This window comes from Enterococcus sp. AMC2644 (assembly GCF_058216475.1).
Map to the genome: position 1 here is coordinate 315934 of NZ_CM177095.1, position 14951 is coordinate 330884.

The following is a 14951-nucleotide window of genomic DNA, read 5'->3' on the forward strand; positions in this document are numbered from 1 at the left end:
CGCATCTCTAGAATAAACCTAGGTGTAATAAAATGGTAATCTTTTGTATAGAATCCACAAAAGATTACCACGCTTTTCAATAATTGTAAACCACTTTCTGCAAGAAAATATTTTTAATTTGTTTTATTCACATATTCATCAACTAATTTATTATGTTCCTCTAAAGTTTCAGCATAATAAACTTTCCCTGTCTCTAAATCAGCCACAAAATAGTAATTATTATTTGGTGTCGGTTCTAAGACAGCTTTAATCGCTTGTTCACTTGGATTATCAAATGGACCAGGTCCGTAACCAGTATTCTTATATAAATTATATGGTGAATCGACTTCTAAGTCTTCATAAAGAACCATTTCTTTATGAACACCTAACGCATATAAAATTGAAATATCTGATTGCAATGGCATATCAACTGCTAGTCGATTGAAGAATACTTGGGCAATCTTCTTACGATCTTCTTCTGTTACGCCTTCTTTTTCAACTAACGAAGCAATTGTCAATACTTCATGTACGTTCAAGTCAGCTTCTTCAATTTGTTCGTAATAGCCAGCTAGCACATTATTAGTCGCTGAAACCATTTCTGTAACTAACGTTTCAAGAGAAGTCCCTTTATAATAATCATACGTTGCAGGGAAAAGATAGCCTTCTAAACGATAACGAACACCTTCAGCCTTGCTAGCATCTGTTAATAAATCTGGAAATTGTTCAAGTAATTCATCAAAGAATTTTTCATCTTTCATTAAAGCAATGAAATCTTTTTTCTTCAATCCAGTATTTTTCTCAATTGTATCACCAATCTGATCAATATCATAACCCTCTGGGATTGTTAGACGTGCATCTGCTTGATCAGCTGCTAATCCGCCACCTTGTAATAGTTCGCCGATTTCATCTAATGTCATATTGGGTGCCACTTGATATTTACCAGCTTGGAAACCAGTTAAATTATTAAACTTTGTATAGTAGTTAAACACCATGCCACTTTTAATAACCTTTTCGTCTTCTAAAATCTGACCAATCATTTTGTTAGATGATCCACTCGGGATATCTACAACAATTTTTTTCGAATTATCCGGATCTAAAGGTTTGATACTAGATGCTACATATCGATAAGTAGAAAAACCAAACACCCCACCAACAATTACTAGTGCTAGTACGACAATTGCTACAATCCGCGTAACTATCTTGTCTTCTTTTCGATGTTGAGATTTTCTTGAATTATCTGCTTTTTGATCCACTCCAGCTACCTTCTTTCCATCCGGATTTGAAGAATAAAATGATTCTTCTGTACTATTGGTTTTATCATTTTTTCCAAGAGATTTTGATTTATTCGAGTGTTGTTCTCGTTTCAAAACAACGCCTCCTCACTTTCTGTTTCTAACTTGTATCATTATACACGAAAGTGAAGATAAGGGGAACGATTTTGAAAAATGATTTACATTATAGTGTAACTTTTTAATTGTTTCTAAATAAACTTTCCCATACCTCAACTGATTTCATCTCTTGCTGTGCAAAATTAAATTCTACTGTCTGGCTACCTTCTGTAAGATATGTCTGCATCCCTTTTAATAAACCTTCCGTCGAATTTTCTACCACGATAACTTTTTCTTGATCGCCTAAAACATCTAGAGTTTCTGGAATGTTAGTCATAATAACAGGCGTTTCTACAGCTAAAGACTCAAAAACAACCATCCCTAATCCTTCATATCTGCTACTAAAAACAAATGCATCTGCTTTTTTCACCAAATTATACGGTTGAACCATGTTCTCAAAAAGATATATTTGCTCCTTTAAAGGACTATTCTTAACTTGCTCATCTATCACTTGTTTTTCTGGACCATATGAACAGATTAATACTAAACGGGCATGACGATTATTTAGTTGTTCAAAAGCTGAAATTAAACGATCATAACCTTTCTGCTTAGAAAAGCGACCTACGCTAATAAAAACTGTTATTTTTGAATCATCAAGATCTTGTAATAACGCTTTTGGTATATTTGAACCTAATGGTCTCTGTGCTAGTTCTTGTATATACTCTGGATTAATTAATACTTCCATTACCATTGTACGAGCAGTTGGAACGAACGATAAAACCTTTTGCTCAATAGGTCGAGAGACACACACAACATGGTCGGCCTGTTTATACGCTTCAAAAATAATTTTTGACTTTAAGTTTGGATTAACTTTAAATTCTTTTTCCATATCTGTATGAACAAAAATATTGGTTTTAACACCTATTTTTTTCAGTGCCCATACCCATACAGCATACGAACGATCATAGCCAGGATAGTGGACAAAATGAGCTACCTGTAGATTAGGAAATCCCCTTTCAAAATCCCGTCTATACATGTGAGCAACTATTTTTTTACTTGCTGGAAGTTGTTGCATATACAGCGTTGTATGTAACATTTCAGTCAATGTACATTGCGTTTTTCCAGTTTGAATAAAGGTATACACGCCTTCTGGCAAATCACGGATTTTATATTCTAAAGTAGACGGAATCATTCCTTCTTGCCAAATTAAAATATAGTTACGTAACGATAAATCGACTTTGTTTAGAACATTTAATAACGAAGAAGTTATTCCATTATCGTTTAATTGATAAGCATAAATCAATATATTGTCTTTGCCATTCCAATTTAAACACTCATAAATAGATGGATGTAATTTACTTTGTAATAGATAATCTAAAATAATTTTTGTGCCTTCTTTTTCGTCTAAATACGTATATTTTTGATGAATCGTTGTGTAATCTATTCTAGATGGATTTTCAAGTACACAAGCTAACTCTTCGGAAGATTTTACTTTTGTAAACGGCAACTCTTCTAAAGAAAGATACATTCCTCGTTCTTGTATATATTCTTTTTCATCAAATGTCCATAGCACAATTGGACGATTAGTTACTGCAAAATCAAACATAATTGAAGAATAATCGGTAATCAACTTCTCAACTGTTTGTAAAAATTGATACAACTCTTCTTTTTCAGGATAAATTTTAAGATGGCGATAATTTTGCTCTGAGAAATTTAATAAAGAAGCTTCATAAGGATGCAGCTTAACATATACTTCTTTATCTCCAGATAATAATTGATCTAACTTTTCAAGTTCCCGTAACATTTGCTGTGAGATATTAGCTTTAGATACATCTTTTCCTCGCCAAGTTGGCATATAGAGATAACGTCCTTGAACGACCCGATTTTCAAATAATGAGCTATTCCGCGGTGAAGGAGCAACAATGATTTGATTATGAACAATATCTTTAATACCAAAATCTGTGATTAATTTTTCTTTCGTAAACTCATTGCTCACAAAAATTTTATCGGCAGACGCTAAATTTCTTTGAATATTTCCGTAACCTTGTACTTGTGTAGATTTACCTAAATATTTTAATGGTGTTCCATGCCAAAAAATAAAATATTTTTGTTCAGCTCTCTTATGAAAAAATTCCCAAAAAGAGGTATCATTTATCAAGTATTCACAAGTGGCAAGTAAACGTAAATAGTCGGCACTCATGTGTTCTACAGTGTTATCTACAAAACATTTTGGTAATGCTCTATCTTTTCTGATAACTAGATAAAGTTCATATTCTGGGTAGTCAAGCATTAATTGTTTTGCTAGCGCATAGATATGTCCCGATATTTCACGACCATGTGTACTCTCCAACAAAATAGTTTTCTTTAAAATAGGTAGTCTACGATTATGTAAATACCGTAATTCCTTTGGAGACATAAGGTTTTTTTTCAGTTTATTGATCATTGGCCATTCTCCTTGAAAAAAAGAGTATAATCTATCTAAGATTCTACTCTTTTTTTGTTATTTATTTCTAGTTTACTATTTTATGCCATACATTTAGGGATTCTACTTCTTGTGTATCAAAATCATATGGAGGAAGTGAAGGTGTATCAGAAAGATAATTTTTCCAACCTTCAATGATGCCCTCTAGTGAATTCTCCACAATAATTGCTGCAGGATTGTCGATAGAACTTCCTCTTATAATCCCTTCTGTTGTAGCAGGAATATCTACTGTGATTACATCAGTTCCTACTGCTAAAGCTTCAAATACCACTAAGCCTAATCCTTCATATAGGCTAGTAAATACAAACGCATCCGATAATCTTAGTAATGAATATGGATTATCCATACCACCTAATATAGTAATACATTCTTTTATTCCTGAATTTCGCACTTTTTGAATAGTTTGCTTTTTCAATGACCCATGTGGTGCTACAATTACTAAGCGAGTATTCGGATATTCTTTATTAATTTCCACAAAAGCATCAATTAAACGATCATGGCCTTTTTGAATATCAAATCTTCCAATATTAATAAAGACTTTAATATTTGGATTTAATAAGTCATCCATTAGACGCAATTTACTAACCCCATAAAGATAACCTAGTTCATTATAACTAATTTTCACCTCTAAAGATTCATTGATAAATTCTTCAAAAGGTTTGTTTATTGCTTTATTTAATTCAGCAAAATTTTCTTCCACATAAGGGAAAAGTCCTTGGGTGCTTAATTTATGTTTTCTAATAGTAGGTAAGAATTTATTAGCAACTTTGATGTTAGTTTTTGTCAATTCATTGAATTCACCTGTAACATTGTTCATAAGGTTTTCTGCATATCCATATTGTAAGGGAACATTTAAAAAAGAAGTAAAAATGCTTTCTTTACTTTGCTCTCGAATTTCTTGATAGCCTAAAAAATTATCTAATACAATGATATTGTTTAAATGTGGATAATTTTCTAATAAACGAGATTTTAATTCTTTATTTACAATAATCAATTGATCTGCTAATTCATATGTTCGTTTTAATGCTTTCATACTAATATTATGTTTAGCTTCATATTCTTCAAACATGTCCGTATGATAAAAAATTGATGTTTTCATTTTAGACCCAGATAGAGCGCTCAGCATTGCTGCCAAGGATCTCTCAAAACCTGTATAATGAATAAATTGATTAATTTCTAAACCATTAAACATGCGGCGGAAATCACGTCGATACATTTTAAAAATAGTTTTTTCAATTAAATTTTTCCCAATCTTACGTCCAAACCATTCTTTATTAAGGTATAAATAAGTAAGAATACCTTCAATAAAGTTATACTGAGCTATACCTGCACTCAACACATAAGGAATCTCTAATTCTTGTAATTTGTATTTATGTTCTTTTTTTACTGCTCTATCTTTAACATATAATATATAATTTTTTTCTGATAAATCAATAGAATTTAATGTATTAAAGAAAGCACGACTAATTCCGTTATCCCATAAACCGCCCGCAAAAAAAACAACATTTTCTTTTTCGTTTCTCAACTCATATTCAGTAATATTTTCAATTTTTACATCTTTGAAAATATAATCTAATAATTGTTTGGTTCCATCAATATTATCTGAGGCTACAAACTTTTCTTTGAATTTAGCTAAATCTGTAAAATTCGGTACCGTAGGACGAACCATTTCTTGATATAACGCTTCTTTAGTTGCTACCTGTGCAAAAGGATAGTCATCTACATTCTCATATAATCCACGTGATTTATAATAATCTTCTTTATCGTAGGTATAAAGAATAGTTTGCCTATCTGTACAAGAAAAATCATACATAATCGAGCTATAATCTGTTATGAGCGTATCAATAGCTGTTAAAAATTCGTACGTTTCAACTTCATCTGGATATTTCACGATATTTTTGAATTCAGATAAATCCATTGTTAATTTTTCTGCATCAAATGGATGTAATTTTACAAATAAAAGCGCATCTTTTGACAATTTATCATCAAGATATGCTAATGTTTCTTCTATGATTGTTGTTGAAGTTCCTGTATCTCGATATGTAGGCATATACAAATATACTTTTTTATCAGAAATATTTAAACTACTTCTGATGTCTTCACGTTTTCCATCATCGAATAACACACTATTTCTAGGAGATGGACCAACAATAATTTTTGTACTACTTATATTTTCTAAATTGTACCCTTTAACCATCTTTTCTTTTGTGTAATCATTGCTTAATATAAATAAATCTGAACTCAAAAAATTCTTTTGTACATTTCCAAATCCATCCAATGCCATGTCTTTCCCTAAACATTTTAAAGGAGTTCCATGCCAAATATTTATATATATTTGCTCCGGTCGTTTATTGAAAAAATCCCAAAATGTTGTATCATTTATCAAATATTCTGATGTTGCTAGAGAATAAATATATTCTTTAGATAAATAATCTACAATTTTTACAGAATGAAGATGATTTTTTTTGAATAGCTTCTCTAAGTTTTCCTTTTTATCAGATTTTACTCCAATAACGATTTTCATTTCTGGAAATCTATTTTCCAACTCTTTTGTCATGTAAAAAACATGCCCACTAAAGTCCCTACCATGCGTTGATTCAATCAAAATAGTATTTTTTTCGATTGGTTTCTTTGAAAATCTCAAGTATTGGAATTCATATCTCCTATTTAATTTTCTTTTCAAAACTTTTTTCACTCTAGGTGTAATTATTTTTGCCACAGGTTTCACTCCTTGAATATGCCTAAAATTATTTCTTGTTTATTTTTTCTTTACGGTGCCACCACAAGCTTTTCACAACAAAAAGAGGTAGCTGGAAAATTCGTCCAATTCTTTTTGGATTACTCAATGAACGATACAACCATTCTAAATGATAGTCAATAAAAATTTTGGGTGCTCTTTTAACATGCCCACTCAGTACATCAAAACTCCCACCAACATCTTGAAAAACGTGTACTTGCAATCTTTCAACATTTTTACTTAACCATTGCTCTTGTCTAGGAAAACCTAAAGCCACAAATAAAAAGTCGGGTTGTACAGCGTTTATTTTCTCAATTATTTGCTTCTCATCCAATTTCGTATAGCCATTTAACTTACCAGCAACTATCAAATTAGGATATTTCTTTTGAATATTTTTTATGGCATCGTTCAATACATCCGATTTTGCTCCATAAAAAAAAACTCGTTGATGATGTTCGTTAGCATACTCTAAAAATTTGATCATTAAGTCAAATCCAGCAACACGCTCCTGAATTTTACCACCAAGTATTTTTGAAACCATGACGATTCCGATTCCATCAGGAATACGATGGGTACTGTTCTCTATAAATTTGATGATTTCTGGGTAGTTTTGTCCTTCTACAACTATTTGAGGATTGACACTAATAACAGTCATTTTCTCACCCGATTTAAAGTATTGGGGCACATCTTCTAAGATTTCTGTATAAGTTATCCTATCGACAGGAATTCCCATTATTCTTTCAGTTTTCATATCTGTTATCCACCCATTCTACTAGTTGGTTTGCTGCTTTTCCATCCACATATTCATTCCATAATTGATTGAAAGCTTCCAATTCTTGATATTTTGGGTTTTGAATTTCTTGTAATAACTCTTGTTCAGTTTTTACAATTTTACCAGGTGCCCATGAAGCAAAATCTGTCTCCACCCCAACTGAATTTTGATATTCTAATAAATCATAACAGAAAAAAATAATTTTTCCATTAGGATTAGCTAAGGAATATTCAAAAGGCACAGAAGAATAATCCGTAATCAGACAGTCCACTGATGGCAACAATTCCTGTAAACTCATTCCTTTAAAATCTGTTACTATTGCTTCCTCTTGTCTTAATTCATCTTCTAATTGTTGATCGTGTGGATGAGCTTTGACAAACAGTAACCACTCTGACCCAAGGGTATTTTTTATCTTTGAAAAATCTAAGGGTATTTTGGCATACTTTTCTCTATATGTAGGAACATATAAAGCTATCTTTTTTTTGGTTAGAAAGTGCTTATTAAACTTTTTTTTAGAAATAGATAGCCACTGTTTATCAAAATAATAATCAGTGGGTAAATAACCGAATGGTAAACTTACGATAGCCTGTTGGTAATTACTAGCAAAAATATCCGCCATTTTTTCTGAACTAACAACATAATGGGTAAATTTTTTATACACATCTTTATAACGTCTTTTATCGTTTACAGAAACCGTTTTGACATAATTAGCATTTAAGCCAAACGATTTTATTGCACCATTTGCATGCCACAATTGAACTACAACAGTTTCTTTAGGTAGTGTCACTCCTGCTAAAAAAGCATAATAATTGTCACATAAAATAACTTTACTTCCTACAACTATAGGAACTATTTTTTTCAACAACGTCGGAAAATGATCGATACCCAAAATCGTGCATCCCTTGTTTTTGTATTTCTGAGCTAATTCCAAACCTTCTTTTGTGTAACAAATAATCAATCTATTACCAAATTTTTCATATAGCCTTTTCAAAACATATCTGCTTGTAGACGGGAAACTTAATAGATACACAATTTTTTGATGTGTTATTTTCGTTTTAGCAGAACTTTTTTTTACAAGTCTTACATATATCTCTTTACTTAATGAAGTGATTGCTCTCATCAACTATCTCCCATTCTATTCTATGTAATTATTGTTTATTTTAACTGAAAGTTAATCAAAAAGAAAATATTATTTATACAAAAAAATGATAGCCTAAATTGATTTTACAATTCTACGCTATCATTTCTATCTATTGAAATATGGTTTTTATTTTTTCATTTTACAAGTGTTAGTTAAAAAATATTTTTCTCATTAAATATCTTTTTTGACTGAATCAGCTTTAGACACGTCACTCTACCAAAACGCATCCACATAAAATAACAATAAATTATGAAATAAAAAAATTTATTGTGTTGGAAACTAAGACACTTCCATGAATAACATTATAGACAATTCTGGATGAAAACTTCAGCTAAAAAACAAGCTTATGGTTCTAGCAATTATTTTAATCTATCATATATCTGTTTAGATAACTGGGAAATGACTTCATATCCCACTCCATTTTCTGTCATTACAACTAAAACATAGGGTTGTTCTGCATAAACAATTGCTGCATCATGTGCTAATGAATTTAAATCACCTATTTTATGAGCAACTTTAACAGATAAATATTTAGGGATTCGTTGTTGATCATATACAGTATTTGATAAATCTGTAATTAATTTTCCGCCTTGATGATAGATTGCCTTCATCATAAATGCATTATCTTGTGCACTAACATAAAAAGGACTTGTCCAATTACGTTTCATAATGTAGCTAATTTCTTGTTTCATCTTTTTATCGTATTTATTTGCACCATAGTATCCTAAAAAATTAGCTCCTTGATTATCAGAATATTTAGCAGTCCAATTCATAATTGTATTTAGTGAATATTTATTACCAAATGGTTGCCCTTGTAAAATTCCTGCTCCACCACGCATGTAAGAATTTGGCATGGTATTAATGGCATCTGTGTAAAGATGCAATGTTTCTCCATTTAATTTCTTGTCGCTAATCATTTTTTGTGTATAGTATAAAGCTGGTAACTTCCCAGTACTTGCAGCATGAAAAATCTTAGTTCCATGCTTCTGAGCAACAGATTCATCTACTAGACTCATTACATAAATGCCATAATTGGCTGAATAATATTGTTGGTCTAATAATCGTTGAACTTCTGCCATTTTTTCTTTGATTTCAGGCGCTAGCTTTGTACCAGATTCATTGATGTAGCCGATCCATTTGCCATTGTGTTCATACAAGCTTAAATAACGTGTGCCATTAAAGTGATCGTAATAACCTTTGGCGAGGACAGTCTTACCTCGGTATTTAGAAGAATGTGTTCGTTTTTGCCAATTAAAGTTTTGCCAAATGTCGTAGTTGGGTGATTGAATAGTCACGTACTTATTATAGGCATGGTAGTTGCCACCCCCGCCATTGTCGGATAGCTTGGTGCCAGATTCATTGATATAACCCACCCATTTACCTGTTCGGTCATACAAAGTCAAATAGCGTGTGCCGTTGAAATGGTCGTAATAACCACGGGCTCGTAAAACTTGTCCTCGGTATTTAGAAGAATGTGTCCGTTTCTGCCAATTAAAGTTTTGCCAAATGTCGTAGTTGGGTGATTGAATAGTCACGTATTTATTATAGGCATGGTAGTTGCCACCCCCGCCATTGTTGGATAGCTTGGTGCCAGATTCATTGATATAACCCACCCATTTACCTGTTCGGTCATACAAAGTCAAATAGCGTGTGCCATTAAAATGGTCGTAATAACCACGGGCTTGTAAAACTTGTCCTTGGTATTTAGAAGAATGTGTCCGTTTCTGCCAATTAAAGTTTTGCCAAATGTCGTAATTAGGTGATTGAATGGTCACGTATTTATTGTAGGCATGGTAGTTGCCACCCCCGCCATTGTCGGATAGCTTGGTGCCAGATTCATTGATATAACCCACCCATTTACCTGTTCGGTCATACAAAGTCAAATAGCGTGTGCCATTAAAATGGTCGTAATAACCGCGAGCTTGTAAAACTTGTCCTTGGTATTTAGAAGAATGTGTCCGTTTCTGCCAATTAAAGTTTTGCCAAATGTCGTAATTGGGTGATTGAATGGTCACGTATTTATTATATTTTTTATATTCTCCATAGGCATTATTCGTTCCTTCTACATCATTTGCTTTAACATAACCTAGTAACTTCCCTTTATTCGTTTCTAATAAATAATAAAGGTTTTGATTAGAATCGCTGCGTTGCAAATTGATTTTTAGCGTTTGGTTTAGCAAATTTTTCGTATTCCCTATAGAAATAACTTCCTGATTGTCAAATTGCCAAAGAGGAACATTTTTCTTAATGATTGCATAATTGAAGTTCTGTGAATCAATTATTTGTTCATCTTCAACAACTAATTGATTAATAAAGTTCTGATTATAATCAGAAGAGATATCAAAGACTCCTGGAACATTCGGGAATGTCATCTGTGAAGACCACTGCCATGCCCCATATTCTGTATATTTTTGTGTTGTACTGAGTACATATGGGTATGCAGCAACCCATAACTTTTTATTGCCTAATGTGTTAGGATTAATTTTCCCACTAGTAATCCAATGCATTCCTACATAATGGTTCACATTCATAAAACCTAATTCATTCAATCGTTGTTCAAATGCTAATGAATTTTGCGTATGATTATTACCTTCTGCGATTTTAGGCTCTTCAATATCATTAACCATCAAGGTATCCTTTGGTAATCCTAAAGAATTAGCTCGGGCCGCAAAATAATCTGCTTCTTTTTTTGCTTGTTCTTTCGTTTTAAACCAGCTGTAATGATAAGCAGAAACTTTCATTCCTGCTGCTAAAGCATTTTTTATTTGATCTTTAGCATATGGATTTTGATAACTTGTTGCTTCTGTTAACTTTACAACAATTCCATCTACACCATAAGACCTGATAATCTTAAAATTTTCTACACTTATATTGCCATTATGTGAAGAAACATCAATAAAACTTTTTTTAGGTAGATTTGTATCAGTAATACTAACTTTTGGAATTGCTGCCCGTGCGCTAAAGGCTTGCATATTGTTTAAATCAGAACGTCCGCTTGGAAAAATATACTCTTCGTTACTATTTGGCTCAAGCGTTGTAATTTCTGTCGTTGATTCAATAGGTATTGATTCTTCTATTGACTGAGAATCATCCAAGCTTGTATCGTGTTCATTTAAACTTTCCAATGATGCAGAATCAGTAGATTCTATTCCTGACTCCTCTTCTGACTCCCCCGTTTCAAGCTTGTGATCCGTAGTCGTACTATTCGAAATAACCTCGTCATTTATTTCTTCAGTTTCATCTACTTCAAATGATTTTCTCACTTCTGTTGACATAGTTGTTTCACTTGTCGATTCTGTCGCATACACATTTAATAACGGTTGCAACATTAAAATAAAGCAAGCACTACTAACTGTTATTTTTTTTATTTTTTCCATATTAGCTACTAAACTCCCCATAATTTGTTTCTTCCTATAAAATCAAAAGATATACTATCAATAAAATTACCATATTATTTATTTAAAATAAATAATTATCTCAATTTAATTCCCTCTATAAAAAAGGTGCTATATTACATAAATATGGTATATTAGAAGTGAGAATATTTTTAGGGGGAGAAAATAATGAAAAAGAATTATTTTTTGATTTCTAGTATTAGTTTAATAGCCATACTCTTTTCTATCAATACATCCACACCTGTCTTAGCCAATGATACCTCGTCTGCTGAAAACGCCGTCATGACAACAGAAACTACTGAGTCTGAAGACAGTTCGTCACCTATCTCAGAAACTATTGAGTCAGTTGAAGAAGTATCTAGCATAGATAATACGTCCGCCTCGACTAATTCTACAACGACTGAAAATTCAACTACTAAATCAACCGTCGAAAATTCGTCAACAGCCGAAGCACAATCAAGCGATTCTCAATCACTTGCACCAACATACACTATCGAAACTATTAATAAACAAGGTGTTCTAAAAAATACTTCTATTGAGTATTGGGAAAGTTTAGAGAACCTCATCGCTTCTAAAGAAAAAACAAATGTACAACTAAAAACTTATCAAGAACAACTAATTGGCAGCATGGTTTATCAAATAACTGAAAAAATTTTATTTAATGATCAAACAGCCTATTATAAATTAAGTGATACGAATGGAGAAAATACAGCATATATCTCAGAAAAAGCAATAGCACTTATTGATGCACCACAACCTGTAAAAAAATACTTCACATTAACTTCAAATAATAGCGTCATTTACCAGGACATTAATTTAACAACAAAAATAGACACCAACAAATTACTCAATAAAACTTTTTTTGTTAAAGAACGCAGTACTTCTTGGAATGAGAAGTCGTACCTTGTACTTTTTGACAATCAAAATAATAAGGTTGGTTATTTGGAAGACGCTAATCAGACGTTAATAGATTCTCCTTTAGGCGTTCCTAAAACTATTAATCATTACGTTTCTGTAAATGTCCCTGATAAAATATTTTACCAGGATATAGACTTTCAACAGTCTCTTTCATCCAATGATCTGTTAAACGTTACACTTCAAGCAAAAAAACTATACTATCATTTTGATGGAAGACAATACATTTCTCTTGAAAACAAGGAACAAAAAACGATAGGATATATTGATACGTCTTATACAAAAAATGTAGAGGTTCCACAAGGCGAATATCAAGCCTACAATAAATACGTGACCATTCAATCACCCAATTACGACATTTGGCAAAACTTTAATTGGCAGAAACGGACACATTCTTCTAAATACCAAGGACAAGTTTTACAAGCACGCGGTTATTACAACCATTTTAATGGCTCTAGATATTTAAGTTTGTATGACCGAACAGGTAAATGGGTGGGTTATATCAATGAATCTGGCACCAAGCTATCCGACAATGGCGGGGGTGGCAACTACCATGCCTATAATAAATACGTGACTATTCAATCACCCAACTATGATATTTGGCAAAACTTTAATTGGCAGAAACGGACACATTCTTCTAAATACCAAGGACAAGTTTTACAAGCCCGTGGTTATTACGACCATTTTAATGGCACACGCTATTTGACTTTGTATGACCGAACAGGTAAATGGGTGGGTTATATCAATGAATCTGGCACCAAGCTATCCAACAATGGCGGGGGTGGCAACTACCATGCCTATAATAAATACGTGACTATTCAATCACCCAACTACGACATTTGGCAAAACTTTAATTGGCAGAAACGGACACATTCTTCTAAATACCGAGGACAAGTTTTACAAGCCCGTGGTTATTACGACCATTTTAATGGCACACGCTATTTGACTTTGTATGACCGAACAGGTAAATGGGTGGGCTATATCAATGAATCTGGCACCAAGCTATCCGACAATGGCGGGGGTGGCAACTACCATGCCTATAATAAGTACGTGACTATTCAATCACCCAACTACGACATTTGGCAAAACTTTAATTGGCAAAAACGAACACATTCTTCTAAATACCGAAGTAAGACTGTCCTCGCCAAAGGTTATTACGATCACTTTAATGGCACACGTTATTTAAGCTTGTATGATAACAATGGCAAATGGATCGGCTACATCAATGAATCTGGTACAAGCTTAATCAAAGGGGCTGGAGCGTATCTAGGAATCAATCGTAGTAACATTTTAAATGAACTAAATAATAATGGTTCAATGTATCTTAATACGCCATTTAGAGGTTCCTTAGCTATTCCTGCTAGTGTTATGAGTCCAATCGGAAATCCTAATCAATATGGTCCAGGTTTTAACTGCACAGGTTTTATTGCTACAGCTTTACGAAATAGTGGTGCGAATATCAATAAAGTTGCCAGTGCTACCAGTGGGATTGGTGGCGTAGCTAATGCCTATAACTGGCGAGATGCTCTAACTGCCAACACCGATTACTATACTTTCTACTCCATCGATGCTTTATTAAAGAGTGGTAAAGCCAAAAAAGGGGATCTGATTTATTTCGAAGCTGATTTTAGCAAACCAAATTATGATTGTCATATTGGTTTTTTCTGGGGAAACACACCTTCTCAAAATCGCTTTTGGCACTCAACATTAGCTGCTGGTGGTAATAAAATTACTCATATTTTTTCAGGAACACCCTTTTCTAAAATATTATTAATACCAATGGATTAACTTTAAACAGGGACATGTATTAGACAGTCCCTGTTTTTTTCAAAAAAAAACAATCTTTAGGTTATTACTTCCTAAAGATTGCCTTATTTAACTAAAGAAACAACTATCATCAATTAAATACTTGATATCATTTGTATCTACCTCTAATAATCGTTCTTCATTTACTTTACCTCGATCACAAATATCATAATTTTCAACTTTAAGAAGAATGGAATCATTCTCTACACGATTTACTGTGCCAATAACACCACGGTGAAAATTCTTTGGTTGCACTTCATAACGTTTTCCTATAACAATTTCTTTCACTTGAATCATAATATTGTCCCCCTTTTGAATAAAGCAAATAACAATTGATTTCACACTCTATTCATAACACGTATTTAAAAAACATACAAGTGTTTCGGTTCAATAAAG

At 32.6% G+C, this 14951-nt stretch carries 8 protein-coding genes; 1 reads left to right on the forward strand and 7 read right to left on the reverse strand.

The window, feature by feature from the left end; translation table 11 throughout:
- Window positions 1–113: 113 nt before the first annotated feature.
- From mltG to AC4BC5_RS01585, 6 genes are all read right to left on the reverse strand, one after another.
- Window positions 114–1346: an endolytic transglycosylase MltG gene (mltG, locus tag AC4BC5_RS01560; RefSeq protein ID WP_490496432.1), complete on the reverse strand. Its 1233-nt coding sequence runs from the start codon at window positions 1344–1346 to the stop codon at window positions 114–116.
- Window positions 1347–1449: 103 nt separating this feature from the next.
- Window positions 1450–3750 (reverse strand): CDP-glycerol glycerophosphotransferase family protein, encoded by a 2301-nt coding sequence (locus tag AC4BC5_RS01565; protein ID WP_490496433.1) that lies wholly within the window; start codon window positions 3748–3750, stop codon window positions 1450–1452.
- Between the two features lie 67 nt (window positions 3751–3817).
- Entirely contained in the window at window positions 3818–6508 is a 2691-nt protein-coding gene (locus AC4BC5_RS01570; RefSeq protein WP_490496434.1) for a CDP-glycerol glycerophosphotransferase family protein, read from the reverse strand.
- A gap of 28 nt (window positions 6509–6536) precedes the next feature.
- The gene (locus tag AC4BC5_RS01575) at window positions 6537–7277 is read right to left on the reverse strand and encodes a WecB/TagA/CpsF family glycosyltransferase (RefSeq protein WP_490496435.1); all 741 of its coding nucleotides are present in this window, start codon (window positions 7275–7277) and stop codon (window positions 6537–6539) included.
- Entirely contained in the window at window positions 7267–8418 is a 1152-nt protein-coding gene (locus tag AC4BC5_RS01580; protein WP_490496436.1) for a CDP-glycerol glycerophosphotransferase family protein, read from the reverse strand. Before AC4BC5_RS01580 ends, AC4BC5_RS01575 begins: the two co-directional genes overlap by 11 nt.
- Before the next feature lie 380 nt (window positions 8419–8798).
- Window positions 8799–11837 carry a GH25 family lysozyme gene (locus AC4BC5_RS01585; protein WP_490496437.1) on the reverse strand — a complete coding sequence of 1013 codons (3039 nt, stop codon included), beginning with the start codon at window positions 11835–11837 and terminating at the stop codon, window positions 8799–8801.
- Window positions 11838–12002: 165 nt separating this feature from the next.
- On the opposite strand from AC4BC5_RS01585, the gene AC4BC5_RS01590 reads away from it, so the two are divergent.
- Complete coding sequence (locus AC4BC5_RS01590) at window positions 12003–14537, forward strand: hypothetical protein (protein WP_490496438.1); 2535 nt, start codon at window positions 12003–12005, stop codon at window positions 14535–14537.
- An 87-nt stretch (window positions 14538–14624) separates the two neighbouring features.
- On the opposite strand, the gene AC4BC5_RS01595 is transcribed toward AC4BC5_RS01590, so the two are convergent.
- Window positions 14625–14852, reverse strand: coding sequence for a hypothetical protein (locus tag AC4BC5_RS01595; RefSeq protein ID WP_490496439.1), 228 nt, complete (start codon window positions 14850–14852; stop codon window positions 14625–14627).
- Between the last annotated feature and the right edge of the window lie 99 nt (window positions 14853–14951).

Coding starts and splice junctions, on each gene's coding strand:
- AC4BC5_RS01585 (WP_490496437.1), bottom strand. CDS start 11,837: ATGGGGAGTTTAGTAGCTAATATGGAAAAAATAAAAAAAATAACAGTT.
- AC4BC5_RS01590 (WP_490496438.1), top strand. CDS start 12,003: ATGAAAAAGAATTATTTTTTGATTTCTAGTATTAGTTTAATAGCCATA.
- AC4BC5_RS01575 (WP_490496435.1), bottom strand. CDS start 7,277: ATGAAAACTGAAAGAATAATGGGAATTCCTGTCGATAGGATAACTTAT.
- AC4BC5_RS01565 (WP_490496433.1), bottom strand. CDS start 3,750: ATGATCAATAAACTGAAAAAAAACCTTATGTCTCCAAAGGAATTACGG.
- AC4BC5_RS01580 (WP_490496436.1), bottom strand. CDS start 8,418: ATGAGAGCAATCACTTCATTAAGTAAAGAGATATATGTAAGACTTGTA.
- AC4BC5_RS01595 (WP_490496439.1), bottom strand. CDS start 14,852: ATGATTCAAGTGAAAGAAATTGTTATAGGAAAACGTTATGAAGTGCAA.